This window comes from Bradyrhizobium sp. USDA3516 (assembly GCF_057651995.1).
In genome coordinates this window covers 105,877-120,867 of the sequence record NZ_JBYGYN010000001.1, presented here as the reverse complement: position 1 = coordinate 120,867, position 14,991 = coordinate 105,877, and the positions used below count along the sequence as shown (strand labels likewise).

Genomic DNA, 14,991 nt, shown 5'->3' with positions numbered 1-14,991 from the left:
GTCTTCGCTGTGGAGTGGCTGGGCCCCGGCTCTGCAGCGCACCGTTACACGCTGCGCTGCGTCCGGGGCACGAGAGAGCGCCATCATGGACCGCGAATTCCTGATCGACCTGTTCGCCGATTTCGGCCCGGTCACCATCCGGAAAATGTTCTCCGGCTACGGCATCTCAGCCGACGGCGTCAATTTCGCGCTGTCCCTGCGCGCCGGCCTGTTTTTTCGGGCCGACGAGACGACCATTCCTGACTTCGAGGCCGAAGGCTCAAAGCCGTTCCAGTATTCGACCCGTGCCAAGACCGTGGTGGTGAATTCCTACTGGGAATTGCCGGCGCGCCTGTTCGACGATTCCCAGGAGCTTGCGCAATGGGCGAGGGCGGCGCTCGCCGCCGCCCAGCGGGCCAAGGTGAAGAAACGACCGAAGGCGAAGAAGGCGGCGAAGCCGACGAAGAAAGCGCAGCCGAGAAAGGCCGAGGCTAGGAAGCGGCGGACTAAGAAAATTGGGACCGAGCGACGCATCCGGCGCACGTCGTAGCGCGGAGGCGGACCCGCCAATGAAGCCAAACTACGCTCCATTGCCGCCGTCATTCCGGGGCGCGGCATAGCCGTGAGCTATGATGCGCAATTGCGCATCTGAGAATCCATAACCACCGTCGTGAGTATGGATTCCGGGCTCGCACCAAGAGGTGCGCCCCGGTGGTGGATGAATTTGGCGCTACGCCACCCGGCCGTGGGTCTCGATCGCAAATTCCGGATCGGCTTCGCAGATCACGCGATTGCGGCCGTTGCGCTTGGCGGCGTAGAGGCAGGCGTCGGCACGCTCGATCAGCGCGTCGGTGTCGTCGCCCTCCCTCAGCATGGAGACGCCGACGGAGATGGTGACGCGGCCGAGGATCTCGCCGGTCGATTTCTTCTTCAATTCCTTCGCCATCACGGCGCGGCGGATGTGATCGGCGACCGTCAGTGCCTGGCGCATCGCGGTGTTGGGGAGAACGACCGCGAATTCCTCGCCGCCGTAGCGCGCGGTGATGTCCTGGCCCTTGATGGTCTGCTTCAGCGAAAGGCCGACGAGCCGCAGCACCTGGTCGCCGGTGAGATGGCCGTAGGAATCGTTGAACGACTTGAAGTGATCGATGTCGAACAGCAGCAGCGACAGCGGCTCGCCCGAGGCGAGCGCGCTCTGCACCGCCATGCCGATCATGCGGTCGAAATATTTGCGATTTCCCAGGCCCGTGAGCGGATCGGTCAGGCTCTCGGCCCGGATCGCCTCCAGGCTCTGCTGGAGATTGCTGATCTCGTTCTTCGACAGCGTGAGCCGGTCTTCCAGCGCCTTGTTGGTCTCGCGCATCTCGCTGGTGGAGCGCAGCAGCGCCTCGACGATCGCCTTGATCTGGTCGCGGCTCTCGGCCGACGACAGTTTCTCGGTCGCACCCGACAGGCTGGCATCGTAGGCTCCGGTCATGCCGAGCGCCTCGCCCAACACCTTCACCACGTCGTCGATCTCGCCGACGACGCGCGCGCCGACCTTGTCGATGCGGTCGGTGGTCTTGATGTGGGAGAGATAGGTTTCGTAGATCTGCTCGAGATCGGCCTCGGTCAGCCTGCCACTGCGCGCCAGCGTCTCATTGATGATCTTGTTGAGCGGTGCATTGTAGCCTGTGGCGTAGACGTACCAAATCTCGTAATTGCGGGGAATGGCCGTCTGCCTGAGCGATCGGATCTGACCGAGCGCCACCTCGGCGAACGCCAGCGTGCGTTCGTGTTCGTCGAGTACCTTGATCACTGAACATCCCCACAGCGGTCGACGCGCCACCGACCGCAGCAATCCTTAAATTATGTTCGTAGGCTAACGGACGATCGTGAACACCCCGTAAATATACGTTCACGGGGTGTCCAAAAAATTGCAAATCGACGTTCTTCAACCGAAAAAGCCGGGGCGCCGGAGCGCTTCAGGCCCCGGCGGGGGAGCGCACCGGCCGCAGCAGGAACGCCGGCAGATGCGAGTGATCGCCCGGCTCGCTGTCGCTCTCGCGCTGACGGCGCGGCTCGGGACGGCCGATCGAGGGCACATGCGACGGATTGGCTTGCTGGCGGGCGTCGTGTCGCGGCTCCGTCCTGCGCTTGTCGCCGGAACGATGCCTTGCTTCAGCGGGCTGTCGTGCCACCGAAGGACTCTTGGCTTCGGACGCATGTCCGGCCTCGGAAGCAGATCTTGCTTCATGTCTTGCCTCACCACGCGCCTCGCGCGGTTCGTGGCTGCGCTCACGGTCGCGACCACGCTGCGGCTTGCCGCGCCCGCCGCGTGAACGTTCGCGGCCACGCGACTCGCGCGGACGCTCGGTCGCATCGGAGGCTTCGGTGTGGATCTCAAAATCGCCCTCGGCGAGCGGAATGCTCTGTCCGATCAGCTTCTCGATCGCTGCCATCGACTTCTGGTCGAGCCGCGTCACGATCGAGATCGCGGTGCCGGTGCGGCCGGCGCGGCCGGTGCGGCCGATGCGGTGAACGTAATCGTCGGCGTGATGGGGAACGTCGAAATTGTAGACGTGACTGACCTCGGGAATGTCGAGGCCGCGGGCTGCGACGTCGGAGGCGACGAGGAGGGGTAGCTCACCCTTGCGGAACTGGTCGAGTGCGGCCGTGCGAGCCGACTGATCCATGTCGCCGTGCAGGGCTCCGACGCTGAAGCCGTGCTTCTGCAGCGATTTGTGAACGATCGCGACTTCACGCTTGCGATTGCAGAAGATGATCGCGTTCTTGAGATCCTTGGCTTCGCGCAGCAGGCGGCGCAGCAGCTCGCGCTTCTCGTGCGCCTCGCGCCCGGCGGGCACCTGGACCTGCGTGACGGTCACCGCAGTGGTCGCGGGCTTGGATACCTCGATCTTCTGCGGATTGTGCAGGAAGGTCTCGGTGATGCGCCGGATTTCCGGCGGCATGGTCGCGGTGAAGAACAGAGTCTGGCGCGTGAACGGGACGAGCTTGCAGACGCGCTCGATGTCGGGAATGAAGCCCATGTCCAGCATGCGGTCGGCTTCGTCGATGACGAGCAGCTCGACGCCGGTGAGCAGCAGGCCGCCGCGCTCGGTGTGGTCGAGCAGGCGGCCGGGGGTCGCGATCAGCACGTCGACGCCGCGCATCAGCTTGGCATCCTGGTCGCCGAAGGAGACGCCGCCGATCAGGAGCGCGACGTTGAGCTTCTGGCCGGCACCGTACCGGTCGAAGTTTTCCTTCACCTGGGCCGCCAGCTCGCGGGTCGGCTCGAGGATCAGCGTGCGCGGCATTCGCGCCCGGGCGCGGCCCTTTTCGAGGATGGTGAGCATCGGCAGCACGAAGGCCGCGGTCTTGCCGGTGCCGGTCTGGGCGATGCCGAGGACGTCCTTGCGTGCGAGGACGTGGGGGATCGCCTGTTCCTGAATGGGGGTGGGGGTGGTGTAACCGGTGGCCGCCACTGCGGCGAGGACTTTTTCGGACAGTCCGAGATCTGAAAAGGACATTGAGCCTCTGGTCGAAACCGCCGTTCGGAATCGAGGGTAATAAGGCTGTCGCGTTCCACCCCGAAACGGCGCGCTCTCGAAGAAGCTGGGGGTGCTGACTCACGCGAACAAAGCGCAAGGCTCAGGAATCGCTCTTCGATCTGAGCCGCGTCGACCCGGAACATAGGCGGGAATTGGCCAAAGTCAATGGAGCGGCGCGGGAAGAGCCTAAAAAACCTGAGGTTTTTGCCCAAATTACGGGCGCTTCTGGGGTTTTTCCCGGAAGCCCCTCAGCCCGGCCGCAGCCACCCAAGACGGCAGCTAACACTCCTCCGAGCTTTTTGCCCGGAAATCACCGGGGGCCATGCCATAGGCGGCGTTAAACACCCGGTAATAGGTTGCCAGGCTCTCGAAGCCGCACGAGGACGCGATGTCGGCGATCAGCCGCTCGGGCGCCTCGCGCAGCAGGCGGCGGCTCTGCTTCAGGCGCTCGTCGGTCACCGTCTGGGAAAAGCTCTTCTCCGCCATCTCGAACAACATGTGCAGGTGACGTACGGAGACGCCAAGCAGGTCGGCCACCATGGCCGGCGCAAGATTGGGGTCCTGAAGGTGGCGCGCGATCAGCCGCCGGGCTTGCGAGAGGCGGGCGGTCCGCAGTGCCTCCTGTCCCCGCCGGCTGCCGGGCCGCACGACGCCGCGCTCGATCAGCGCCAGATGGGCCAAAGCTTGAACCAAGGAGGTCTGTACCAAGGGGGTCTGGACGGCCGAGGCCGCATCGTCCGCGGCGATTTCGCCGAGATCGGCAAAGCAGGCCGCGAGCAGCGGCGCCAGGGCCGGATCGTTGAAGGTCCGGGGCGCAAGCTCGTGCAAGCGCCTGTCCTGCACCGGGATGCTGCTCACGGGGATCTTGAGGATCCGCAGGTGGAAGCCCGCGGTGCCCAGCGGGGCGGTGCGGTACGGCAAGTCGGTATGGCTGGTGGCGAAGCTGCCATTGGGAATCGCAAAGTCGCTCGTGCGCATGCCGCCGAACCAGCCGCCGCTGCCGAGCTGCTGGTAGACGCAGATCGCCTCGCCGGGGGCGTAGGCGATGTCCGACGCGCTGCGCTCGACCGCGTAGGGCGAGGCCTTCAGCTCGACGAGGCCGGCGCCGCCCAGCTTACGCAGCGAGAATTCGCCGAAAAAGTCCGCGCGCCGCTCGCGCGCGAGCTCGGCGGTGACGCCGAACAACCCCTTGGCGCGCACCTCGCGCCAATAGTCGAAGCGATCCTTCGGGTCGACCTCGTCCGTACACCAGTGCAACACGGCAGCCCCTCGCTTCCGGCGAAATTGTTCAAAAGGAACCAGATTCCAGCGGAATCAGCCATAGTGGGATCGTACAATCGCCAGCCCCGGGTCCTTGAACCGTGGTCAGGCCTGGGCCGACTATCACACAGCGGCAGGGGGTCCCATGAACTGCCGCTCCAATGGATCGGCGACAGGGCCGATTCTGCAACGGGAAATTTTGCGATGACGCGTCGGCTTTTCAGAATTCTGGCGGCCCTTGGCCTCGCGGCGGGCCTGAGCGGTTTCGCAGCGCCCGCCTGCGCCGAGAAGCGCGTCGCGCTCGTCGTCGGCAACAACGACTACAAGAACGTGCCGAAGCTGCTCAAGGCGGTCAACGACGCCCGCACCATGGGCGATACGCTGAAGCAGCTCGGCTTCTCGGTGATGGTCGCCGAGAACCAGAGCCGGCAGCAATTCTCCGAGACGCTGCTCGCCTTCGACAAGGCGATCGAGCCCGGCGACACCGCGTTCTTCTTCTATGCCGGCCACGGCTTCGAGATCGCCGGCCAGAACTATCTGCTGCCGACCGACGTGCCGGCAGCGACGGAAGGGCAGGAAGAATTGGTGCGCGACGCCTCGATCCTGGCCGACCGCATCGTCGAGCGGCTGCAGAACAAGAAGGCTCGGACCTCGATCCTGGTGTTCGACGCCTGCCGCAACAATCCGTTCGAGCGCAAGGGGACGCGCGCCGTCGCCGGCGGTGCCGGTCTCGCGCCGATGACGCAGCTGCCCGAAGGCGTGTTCTCGGTGTTCTCGGCAGGACCCCGGCAGACCGCGCTCGATCGCCTGTCAACGACGATAGCAATCCCAATTCGGTGTTCACGCGCACCTTTGCCAAGGAGCTGCTCAAGCCCGGCGAGAACCTGGTGCAGGTGGCGCAGCGCACCCGCCGCGCCGTCAGCGAGCTGGCCGACACCGTGAAGCACAGGCAGGTCCCTGTTTATTTCGACCAGATGGTCGACGATGTCTTCCTCAGCGGCCTCGCCAAGGACACCGCCGCGCGTTCGGACGATCCGCCGCCCACGAAGCTTGCGGCGCTGCCGCCGGTGTCGGTGCCACAGATGCCCAGGGAGGAGACCCTCAACGCGCCGATCGCGAGCTTCTCGCGTCACAATGGCGGCTGGAGCGTGACCTTCTCCTTCGCCGATCCGACGCTCGGCATTTCCTGGCGCATGGCCGGCGCGGGCGATTTCCGCGAGACCGGCTTCATCGACACGCTCGATCCGCGCACTCGCAAGCGGATGCCGAACCCGTCGATCGAGCTGCCGCCGGATGCGCAGGCCGGGACCATCGAGGTCCGCTACGTCGATCAGTCCGGCGACATGCAGGGCCCGTTCCCGATCAGGTTCGACCCCGAGGCCGCGCTGATCCGCGACCAGCGCAAGATCCTCGACATGACTTCGACGAGCTGGCTGTCGTTCCGCGAGTTCAACGGACTGCTCGTCTACTACACGCATCTCGTGTCCTACCGCTGCGCCATCCGCGAGGTGCGCATCGGCGTCGACAGCGCCGTGCCCAACCAGGTCCTGAAGATGCCGCCCTGCGACCTGCGCGACCCCAGCGCGGTCAGCGCCGGCATGCCGCTCTACATGAAGCTCGCGCCGAGCACGAAATCCGTCTCGGTGGAGCTGACCTATCGCGACGGCAGCGTCTCGGAGATCAAGAGTTTTCGGAGCGCGAACCGGAGTAACAATTGATGCGCTGTTCGATTGTGACGGGATGATCTTGCGCAGCGGCCGAACTTAAATCGGACAAGCCAAGGTGAAAGTGCTAGAGCCGGGAATGACAAAATTCATTATTGTCGCGCTCCTTACGACGCTTCCGGTTCTGGCTCAAACGAATCCAGTTCCCACAGCCCCACCTCTCACCGATCGCGAACGCGTCCAGGCGGACCGCGCGAAGGCCGCCGAGGATGAGAAGGGGGCTCCGGCCACGCGACCATGGGATCGCGACGCCGAAGGCAAACGGCCATGGGACCGCAAGTCGCCAAGGTCCTGAGACGAGAGGCTCGCTTCCCCTGCGGAAGGAACAACCCCTGCCGGACTGGATTGTCTGCCAAACCAGGGAGACGATCCATGATCCGTAAATCCATCCTCGTCACGATCGCTTGTGCTGCGCTTTCGACGGCCGTCCTTGCTCAAGGAGGCGGTGGTGGCGGAGGCGGTGGTGGCGGAGGCGGTGGTGGTGGCGCGGGTGCCGGTGCCGCGGCAGGCACGGGGACCGGCGGAGCCAGCGGCGGATCTGCGGCCTCATCGGGTGCCGGAATGGGGACGTCATCCAGCAGTGCCAATTCCGGGCCGTCGGCTCCCTCTGGCATGGGAACGCAGGGCACCACCACAGGCGCCAACATCAACACCAATAACAGCCCGACCAATCCCAACGTTCAGGCGCCGACTGCCGCCGGCAAGTCGCCCACGGCAGCTCAGGCCGAGCGAAACATGGGTGCCGGGCGCGCTCCGAATGGGGTGCCGATCGGCAGTCCGGGGTCCGGGACGAGCAGCGAGGATCAGAAATAGTCGAACGCGATTGTCACGGAAGGCTCGCACGAAACGGGCCTTTCATTTGACGCCGGTCTGCTGCTCCGAATGGCATTGATCCACCTGCGCCCTGCATAATTAGGACTGTCTTTGACCTGAATCGCGCTAGTATCGGCGGACATCTCTTCATCGATACTCACCTCGCGGATCTCGTCTGCAGTGACACCCGACCAACAACCTGCGAGGCGCATGAAAGTCCGCTGCTGCATCGTCGGCGGCGGACCTGCCGGCATGATGCTCGGCTACCTGCTGGGACGAGCCGGCATCGACGTCGTGGTACTGGAGAAGCATGCGGATTTTTTCCGCGACTTCCGCGGCGACACCGTGCATCCCTCGACGCTTGAAGTGATGGATGAGCTCGGCCTGATCGACGGCTTCCTGAAGCTGCCGCACCAGCGCCTGCAAAAGATGGACGGCCTGTTCGGCGGCACGCCGGTGCGCATTGCCGATCTCAGCCGGCTCCGCACCAAATACCCCTTCATCGCCTTCATGCCGCAATGGGACTTCTTGAATTTCCTGCGCGAGGCAGGCCGGCGCTTTACCTCGCTCGAGGTGATGATGAACACCGAGGCGATCGATCTGATCCGCCGCGGCGAGGCGATCGCCGGCGTGCGGGCGAAGACGCCTGACGGCATCATCGACATCGAAGCCGATCTCACCATTGCCTGCGACGGCCGGCATTCGACGGTGCGCGAACGCGCCGGCCTTGGCGTCGAGGAGATCGGCGCGCCGATGGACGTGCTCTGGTTCCGCGCCGGCCGCCGACCCGACGAGACCGAGAACGTGTTCGCGCGGGTCGAGCCCGGCAGGATGATGATCACCTTCGACCGCGGCGATTATTGGCAATGCGCCTATGTCATCGCCAAGGGGCAGTACGATGCGGTGAAGGCGAGGGGACTTTCGGCGCTGCTCGACGACGTCGTGCGCATGGCGCCGATCCTTCGCTCCGGCATCCGTGAGGTGAAGAGCTTCGACGACGTCAAGCTGCTCACCGTCGCGATCAACCGCTTGACGCGCTGGACGCAGCCGGGCCTGTTGTGCATCGGCGACGCCGCGCATGCGATGTCGCCGATCGGCGGCGTCGGCGTCAATCTCGCCGTGCAGGATGCGGTCGCGACCGCGAACCTGCTGGCGGACAAGCTGCAGCATGGCTGCCCGTCCGAGCACGAGCTCGATGCGGTGCGCCGCCGTCGCGAGTTCCCGGTGAAGATGACGCAAGCGATGCAGGTGGTGGTCCAGAACAACATCATCAGCGGCGCCTTGCAGGGCGGCGATCGGCCGCTGAAGGTGCCGCTGGTCGTGCGCCTCATCACCGCGCTGCCATGGCTGCAGGGCATTCCGGCGCGCCTGCTCGCGCTCGGCGTGCGGCCCGAGCACGTGCATTCGCGCGCCGCACGCAATCCTAGCGCAGGACTTCGGTAGGGATAACGCTACGTGAATTCGCGCGCGACGCGTTGCACGCTTGCAACAACGCCACCGGATTCACGGCGCGGTGTGTGCCCAGCCGTCCCGTTAACCGTGTTGATTTCAATTTTAGTAAGAGCCTGATGTGACCGTGCGCCCATCCAAGGACACGGGGTGTACCATGCGTAATAAGTTGATTGCCGCCTTCGCCTGCACGACGGCTCTGGTTTCGACCGGTGCGGCCTCCGCCGCCGATCTCGGTGCGCGCTACACGAAGGCGCCCGCTTATGCCGAGCCGCTGTTCAACTGGACCGGCTTCTATGTCGGCGGCCACATTGGTGGCGCATGGACCAACCAGCAGTTCATCAACAACGGCACCGGCGCGGCGTTCGGCGATCTGCTGCCGGGAGAAGGTTATCGCCAGCGCAATGCGGGCGTCATGGGCGGCGCCCAGATCGGCTACAACTGGCAAGCCAACAACTATGTGTTCGGCGTGGAGGGCACGATCTCGGGTCTCGACAACAAGGGCTCGTTCGTCAACACCGCGTTCCCGCCGGCGAACGACGTGTTCTCCTGGCGTGCCAATGTGCTCGCGACGGTCGTCGGCCGTGCCGGCTTCGCCGTGCAGAACAACCTGTTCTACATCAAGGGTGGCTATGCCGGCGTCAACAACCGGCTCTCGGTTACCGATCCGGTTGTGGCCGGTACGGGTGGACAAACGCACTGGCACAACGGCTGGACCGTCGGCGCCGGCTGGGAATACGGCGTCACCCGCAACTGGATCGTTGGCCTCGAATACAATTACGCTGCCTTCGTCAGCCAGACCTATCAGCTCGGCGGCACAGCGGGCAATTACACCTTCGACACCAAGCCGCGCGACATTCAGTGGGCCGTGGTGCGCGCGAGCTACAAGTTCGACGCCCCCACCATCGCCCGCTACTGAGCACGTCGACGCAACGCGACCAACGATCAAGAAAAGCACTGTCTCAATTCAAAAGCCCCGGCGTTGTCCGGGGCTTCTTTTTGCGTTGATGGATCGCAGGCCGGCCGGCCTCAGGCCATCACCGAGAATCCGCCGTCGACCGGGATCGCCGTGCCCGTGACGAAGTTCGACGCGGGCGAGGCCAGGAACACGGCGATGCCGGCGAAGTCGTCGATGTCGCCCCAGCGCCCTGCGGGCGTGCGCGCCAGCACGCGCTCGTGCAGCCCCGAGACCTGCTGCCGCGCTCCGCGGGTGAGATCGGTGTCGATCCAGCCCGGCAGGATGGCGTTCACCTGGATGTTGTCGGGCGCCCAGGCATTGGCGCAGGCGCGGGTGTACTGCACGATGCCGCCCTTGCTGGCCGCATAGGCGGTCGCGAAGCTCGCGCCGAAGATCGACATCATCGAGCCGATGTTGATCACCTTGCCGTTGCCGGACGCCTTCAGCGCGGGGTAGGCCAGCTTCGAGCACACGAAGGCGCTGGTGAGGTTGGTATCGATCACCTTGTTCCACTCGTCGAGCTCGAGCTCGTGCGGCGGCTTGCGGATACTCATGCCGGCATTGTTGACGAGGACGTCGATGCGGCCGAGCTCCTTGACGACGCGGTCGATCATGGCTGCGACCGCCGCCTTGTCGGTCACGTCGGTGGGAACAGCGATCGCCTTCACGCCGCGCTGCCTGAGATCGGTCACGGCGGCGGCGGACTTGGTCTCGTTGCGTCCGACCACGGCGATATCGGCGCCGGCATCGGCGAGGCCGCGCGCCATGCCGAGCCCGATGCCGCCATTACCTCCCGTGACGATCGCGACCTTGCCGCGGAGATCGAACCGGCTGGATGTCATGCTTGGATTCCCTGGTTTCTTCTATTGGTTGCTCTGCCAGATCAGCACCAGCCCGAAGCCGGCCATGGCTGCGCCATAGCCGGCCCATTGCAGCTGGTTGACCATGAAGCTCGATCGCGGCCACGGAACCGTGCCCGTGCCCTGTCCGATCCAGAGCAGCCCGAGAGCGGTTGCAAACAGGCCTGCCACCAGCAGAAATCTGCGCATGCCTTCCTCCCATCGGTCCGCTTCTGTCGCGCTCCACGGCATCACGATTGCCGCAGCCACGAAAAACTTGGCGCCAGACTAGCCGTAGCTCCGGTGCCGATACAATGGGTCGTGGCTGCAAGAACGCTGCGCCCAAAACGAAAAAGCCCCGGCGATGCCGGGGCTTTGACGCTTGATCGTGAGATCAGATCAGTACTTCGCGACGACCGGACCGGTCCAGTTGAAGCGGTAGACCAGCGAGGTCGAGATCGTCTGGTTCCAGCTGTTGGCGCGGACGCTGTTCACGCCCGTCGGCAGGCCGGTGGCATCGACGATCTCATTTTGCGTCTTGGCATTGTAGAAGGCCGAACGATACTCGGTCTTCATGAACCAGCCGGGCGAGGTGATGCCGAAGATGTTCAGGCTGTTCTCGACGCCGCCGCCGACGAACCAGCCGTGGCGATCGTAGCCGTCGAGGTGGAGACCGACGGGGGTACCGCCCAGCGTCGTGAAGTTGGTGCGGCCGAAGTGGGCACCGGAGTAGCCGCCGTTGACGTAAGAGAGAACGTTCGGGGCGACCAGCCAGCCGAGGCGCACGCCTGCGGCCCAAGAGGTTTCCAGCTTCTGGCTGCCAGTGATGCCGAGGAGCGGATCCTGGATGGTGGAGCGGATGCTGCCGAACTGAGCGTCGCCGAACACACCGGCAACCCAGGTTCCGCTGAACTGCCAGTCGTAACCAGCGCCGACCGTACCAAACCAGCCGGAACCGCCCTGACGCTGAGTGATCGTCAGCGGGGTACCCGTGGCGGTGCTGACAATCTGCTGGTCAGCGTTGGAGAGACCGCCGCCGCCGCCGCCGAAGGCGTAGAAGCCGGTCCAGTTGGCGACGGGCGCCGGCATCGGGGCCTTCGCGTAGGGACGGGCGCCCAGGTCGGCCGCCGAGGCCGAGCCGGTCATCGCCGCGATCGCGGTCAGAGCGAGCAATGTCTTCTTCATTTTAAATCCCCAAACCTTGTCGGCGCGAGCGCACTGAAGTCCGTGTCATCTGATGCCCGAACTATAGACGGTTCTCGCCGAAATGCTGTTGCCGGACAGGCACAGTCGCCGGAAAACGCCGGTGCGGGGGTATTTGCGGCGGTGTCGCTGAGATTCGTAATACTGCTGAGATTTCAATGTGTTGGTCAAAATCTGGCGGCTTGGTTTTTGGTAACGTTTCGTTAGCAAATTCGGCTTTGTCCGAAATGGAGGCAATTCTGCCTCCGCCGCGGTACCCGTTGAGTCGCTGGCCGAGTCGCCGCGAGACGAATCCAGGCGCGCGCTGCCCCAAAGACACGGCCCCGGCTTTGGGCCGGGGCCGTGGTGGCGTAGGGCCGGTTTGGTTGCCGCCTCAAACGTCCAGCAGCTCGTCGCTGGCAAACTCGGCCTTGTCCGAGATGAAGGCAAAGCGCGCCTCGGCCTTGGTGCCCATCAGCCGCTCGACCGAATCCGCCGTGGTGTCGCGGTCGTCGGCCAACAGCACCACCTTGAGCAGCGTCCGCTTGGCCGGGTCCATGGTGGTCTCCTTGAGCTGCGCCGGCATCATCTCGCCGAGACCTTTGAAGCGGTTCACCTCGACCTTGGCGTTGGCATTGAACGCGCTCTTGAGCAGCGCCTCCTTGTGGGCGTCGTCGCGGGCGTAGACCGACTTGGAGCCGTGGGTCAGCTTGTAGAGCGGCGGCACCGCGAGGAAGAGATGTCCCTCGTCGATCAGCCGCGGCATCTGGCGGTAAAAGAAGGTGATCAGGAGCGAGGCGATGTGGGCGCCGTCGACGTCGGCGTCGGTCATGATGATGATGCGCTGGTAGCGCAGATCCTCCTCGCGATATTGCGCGAGCGTGCCGCAGCCGATCGCCTGCACGAGGTCGGAGAGCTGGGCATTCGCCGTCAGCTTGTCCTTGCCGGCGGAAGCGACGTTGAGGATTTTTCCGCGCAAGGGCAGTACGGCTTGCGTCTTGCGGTCGCGCGCCTGCTTGGCGCTGCCGCCGGCCGAGTCACCCTCGACGATGAACAGCTCCGAGCCCTCGGTGCCGGCATCGGTGCAGTCGGCGAGCTTGCCAGGCAGGCGCAGCTTCTTGCCTGCGGTCTTGCGCGCGGTCTCCTTCTCCTGCCGTCGCCGCAGCCGCTCCTCGGCGCGGTCGATGACGAAGTCGAGCAGCCGGTTGGCCATGTTCGGATTGCCCGACAGCCAATGGTCGAACGGGTCCTTCATCGCCTGCTCGACGATGCGCTGCGCTTCGGCGGTGGCGAGGCGATCCTTGGTCTGGCCCTGGAATTCGGGCTCGCGCACGAACACCGAAAGCATCACGGCCGCGCCCACCATCACGTCTTCCGAGGTGACGGAGGCGGCGCGCTTGCCCTGGCCGACGCGCTCGGCGTGATCCTTCAGGCCGCGCAGCAGCGCGCTGCGCAGGCCGGATTCGTGGGTGCCGCCGTCGGGCGTCGGCACGGTGTTGGTGTAGGAGGAGAGGAAGCCGTCGGCGTCCGCGGTCCAGGCCACCGCCCATTCGCAGGCGCCGTGCGCGCCGTTGCGCCCCGATTTGCCGGAGAAGATGTCCGGATGGACCAGCGTATCGGCGTGGATCGCGGCAGCGAGATAGTCCTTGAGCCCGCCCGGGAAGTGGAACGTCGCTTCCGCCGGCACGTCCTCGACGCCTTTGAGCAGCTCGGGCGCGCAGTTCCAGCGGATCTCGACGCCGCCGAACAGGTAGGCCTTCGAGCGCGTCATCTTGAACAGGCGCTGCGGCTTGAATGCGGCTTTTTGCCCGAAGATGTCGGTGTCGGGCTTGAAGCGCACGCGCGTGCCGCGGCGATTGTTGACCTTGCCGAGGTCCTCGAGCTTGCCCTTCGGGTGACCGCGCTCGAAGGTCATGCGGTAGAGCTTCTGGCTGCGCGCGACCTCGACCTCGAGACGCGAGGAGAGGGCGTTCACCACGGAGATGCCGACGCCGTGCAGGCCGCCGGAGGTCTCGTACACCTTGCTGTCGAACTTGCCGCCCGAATGCAGCGTGCACATGATGACTTCGAGCGCCGACTTCTTCGGGAATTTCGGATGCGGATCGATCGGGATGCCGCGGCCGTTGTCGGTGACGGTCAGGAAGCCATCCGCGCTCAGCTCGACTCCGATGAAGGTCGCATGCCCAGCCAGCGCCTCGTCCATCGAGTTGTCGATGACTTCGGCGAACAGATGATGCAGCGCCTTCTCGTCGGTGCCGCCGATATACATGCCCGGCCGGCGCCGCACCGGTTCCAGCCCTTCGAGCACCTCGATGTCGGCTGCCGTGTAATCGGCTTCCCCACCACTGCGCGGCGCTGCCTTGACGGCGGCGCGGGGCTTCGGTTCGTCACCGCCGAAAAAATCGTCTTTTGCTTTTGGCTTCAACTGTTTGGACATATATCTTGATGCGTTTTGAGGGCCGCAGAGGCAGCGAATCGGTTAGGCCGACTATGCCACTTCTGACTAGGAAAGGTTACCGTAGGGCGGGTCGGGCGCTGTGGGTTGGGAGGCAATCCGGGCGATTTTACGCCGCAGCCTCGCCATTTCCCGGCAATTTGACGCTCCGGCCTGGTGATGTCGGGTTTTGTGACTTGATGTCACACAAGTCCTTGGCTTACCAGTCCTTTTCATCGAGCAGCACCTTGAGACGGGGCGGGAAGGCTATTTTGGATGGAGCAGTTTGCGCACGCCCTCGCTGACTTCGTGCGCGTTCACCAGGCTTGGGCGGCGCCGATAGTATTCCTCCTGGCGTTCGGAGAGTCGCTCGCCTTCATCTCGCTGCTGGTCCCGGCCTGGGGCGCGCTGGTGGCGATCGGTGCGCTGATCGGGGCCAGCGGCATCGACTTTTTTCCGGTCTGGATCGCCGGCGGCCTCGGCGCTGCGCTGGGCGACTGGGTCTCCTACTGGTTCGGCTACCGCTACAAGGAGAAGGTCGCCGAGATGTGGCCGCTCTCGCGCTATCCCAACCTGCTCCCCAGAGGCGAGGCCTTCGTGCGCAGCTGGGGCATCCCCAGCATCTTCATCGGCCGCTTCTTCGGCCCGTTGCGCGCCTCCGTGCCGCTCGCGGCCGGCATCTTCGAGATGCCTTACTGGAGCTTCCAGGCGGCCAATTTCGTCTCGGCGCTGATCTGGTCGGCCGTGCTCCTGCTGTTCGGCGACGTGCTTGCCAAGATCATGGAATGGATCTGGCGGGTGATCTGACCGGGCAACCGGCCGC

General features: G+C 64.8%; 12 protein-coding genes and 1 pseudogene. 6 read left to right on the top strand and 7 right to left on the bottom strand.

The genetic code is table 11. The features are described from left to right. Positions 1–85: 85 nt before the first annotated feature. Positions 86–529, top strand: a complete 444-nt coding sequence (locus tag AC24YW_RS00730) for a TfoX/Sxy family protein (protein WP_487480902.1) — start codon at positions 86–88, stop codon at positions 527–529. Between the two features lie 180 nt (positions 530–709). Here AC24YW_RS00730 and AC24YW_RS00725 read toward each other — a convergent pair whose 3' ends face one another. From AC24YW_RS00725 to AC24YW_RS00715, 3 genes are all read right to left on the bottom strand, one after another. Beyond that, positions 710–1,777: a GGDEF domain-containing protein gene (locus AC24YW_RS00725; protein ID WP_487480901.1), complete on the bottom strand. Its 1,068-nt coding sequence runs from the start codon at positions 1,775–1,777 to the stop codon at positions 710–712. 166 nt (positions 1,778–1,943) lie between these two features. Next, positions 1,944–3,488 carry a DEAD/DEAH box helicase gene (locus AC24YW_RS00720; RefSeq protein ID WP_487480900.1) on the bottom strand — a complete coding sequence of 515 codons (1,545 nt, stop codon included), beginning with the start codon at positions 3,486–3,488 and terminating at the stop codon, positions 1,944–1,946. Between the two features lie 300 nt (positions 3,489–3,788). Further along, positions 3,789–4,769, bottom strand: a complete 981-nt coding sequence (locus tag AC24YW_RS00715) for a helix-turn-helix domain-containing protein (protein ID WP_487480899.1) — start codon at positions 4,767–4,769, stop codon at positions 3,789–3,791. A 204-nt stretch (positions 4,770–4,973) separates the two neighbouring features. Here AC24YW_RS00715 and AC24YW_RS00710 point away from each other — a divergent pair. The 4 genes and pseudogenes from AC24YW_RS00710 to AC24YW_RS00695 all read left to right on the top strand — a co-directional run bounded on the left by AC24YW_RS00710 (position 4,974) and on the right by AC24YW_RS00695 (position 9,674). After that, positions 4,974–6,487 (top strand): annotated as a pseudogene (locus tag AC24YW_RS00710) (caspase family protein). A gap of 378 nt (positions 6,488–6,865) precedes the next feature. Beyond that, on the top strand, positions 6,866–7,306 hold the full coding sequence (locus tag AC24YW_RS00705; protein ID WP_487480898.1) for a hypothetical protein: 441 nt from the start codon (positions 6,866–6,868) through the stop codon (positions 7,304–7,306). 210 nt (positions 7,307–7,516) lie between these two features. Further along, entirely contained in the window at positions 7,517–8,749 is a 1,233-nt protein-coding gene (locus AC24YW_RS00700; protein ID WP_487480897.1) for an FAD-dependent oxidoreductase, read from the top strand. Between the two features lie 163 nt (positions 8,750–8,912). Then, positions 8,913–9,674: an outer membrane protein gene (locus AC24YW_RS00695; RefSeq protein WP_487480896.1), complete on the top strand. Its 762-nt coding sequence runs from the start codon at positions 8,913–8,915 to the stop codon at positions 9,672–9,674. Positions 9,675–9,784: 110 nt separating this feature from the next. On the opposite strand, the gene AC24YW_RS00690 is transcribed toward AC24YW_RS00695, so the two are convergent. From AC24YW_RS00690 to parE, 4 genes are all read right to left on the bottom strand, one after another. Further along, positions 9,785–10,555, bottom strand: coding sequence for an SDR family NAD(P)-dependent oxidoreductase (locus tag AC24YW_RS00690; protein ID WP_487480895.1), 771 nt, complete (start codon positions 10,553–10,555; stop codon positions 9,785–9,787). Positions 10,556–10,576: 21 nt separating this feature from the next. Further along, the gene (locus AC24YW_RS00685) at positions 10,577–10,762 is read right to left on the bottom strand and encodes a hypothetical protein (RefSeq protein ID WP_025036050.1); all 186 of its coding nucleotides are present in this window, start codon (positions 10,760–10,762) and stop codon (positions 10,577–10,579) included. Positions 10,763–10,951: 189 nt separating this feature from the next. Continuing rightward, on the bottom strand, positions 10,952–11,737 hold the full coding sequence (locus AC24YW_RS00680; protein WP_487480894.1) for an outer membrane protein: 786 nt from the start codon (positions 11,735–11,737) through the stop codon (positions 10,952–10,954). A 391-nt stretch (positions 11,738–12,128) separates the two neighbouring features. Beyond that, entirely contained in the window at positions 12,129–14,171 is a 2,043-nt protein-coding gene (gene parE, locus AC24YW_RS00675) for a DNA topoisomerase IV subunit B (protein ID WP_487480893.1), read from the bottom strand. 273 nt (positions 14,172–14,444) lie between these two features. Between parE and AC24YW_RS00670 the strand changes: the two genes are divergently transcribed. Beyond that, positions 14,445–14,975 (top strand): DedA family protein, encoded by a 531-nt coding sequence (locus AC24YW_RS00670; RefSeq protein ID WP_487480892.1) that lies wholly within the window; start codon positions 14,445–14,447, stop codon positions 14,973–14,975. Positions 14,976–14,991 lie beyond the last annotated feature (16 nt).

Coding starts and splice junctions, on each gene's coding strand:
- AC24YW_RS00730 (WP_487480902.1), top strand. CDS start 86: ATGGACCGCGAATTCCTGATCGACCTGTTCGCCGATTTCGGCCCGGTC.
- AC24YW_RS00720 (WP_487480900.1), bottom strand. CDS start 3,488: ATGTCCTTTTCAGATCTCGGACTGTCCGAAAAAGTCCTCGCCGCAGTG.
- AC24YW_RS00705 (WP_487480898.1), top strand. CDS start 6,866: ATGATCCGTAAATCCATCCTCGTCACGATCGCTTGTGCTGCGCTTTCG.
- AC24YW_RS00700 (WP_487480897.1), top strand. CDS start 7,517: ATGAAAGTCCGCTGCTGCATCGTCGGCGGCGGACCTGCCGGCATGATG.
- AC24YW_RS00695 (WP_487480896.1), top strand. CDS start 8,913: ATGCGTAATAAGTTGATTGCCGCCTTCGCCTGCACGACGGCTCTGGTT.
- AC24YW_RS00690 (WP_487480895.1), bottom strand. CDS start 10,555: ATGACATCCAGCCGGTTCGATCTCCGCGGCAAGGTCGCGATCGTCACG.
- AC24YW_RS00685 (WP_025036050.1), bottom strand. CDS start 10,762: ATGCGCAGATTTCTGCTGGTGGCAGGCCTGTTTGCAACCGCTCTCGGG.
- AC24YW_RS00680 (WP_487480894.1), bottom strand. CDS start 11,737: ATGAAGAAGACATTGCTCGCTCTGACCGCGATCGCGGCGATGACCGGC.
- parE (WP_487480893.1), bottom strand. CDS start 14,171: ATGTCCAAACAGTTGAAGCCAAAAGCAAAAGACGATTTTTTCGGCGGT.
- AC24YW_RS00670 (WP_487480892.1), top strand. CDS start 14,445: ATGGAGCAGTTTGCGCACGCCCTCGCTGACTTCGTGCGCGTTCACCAG.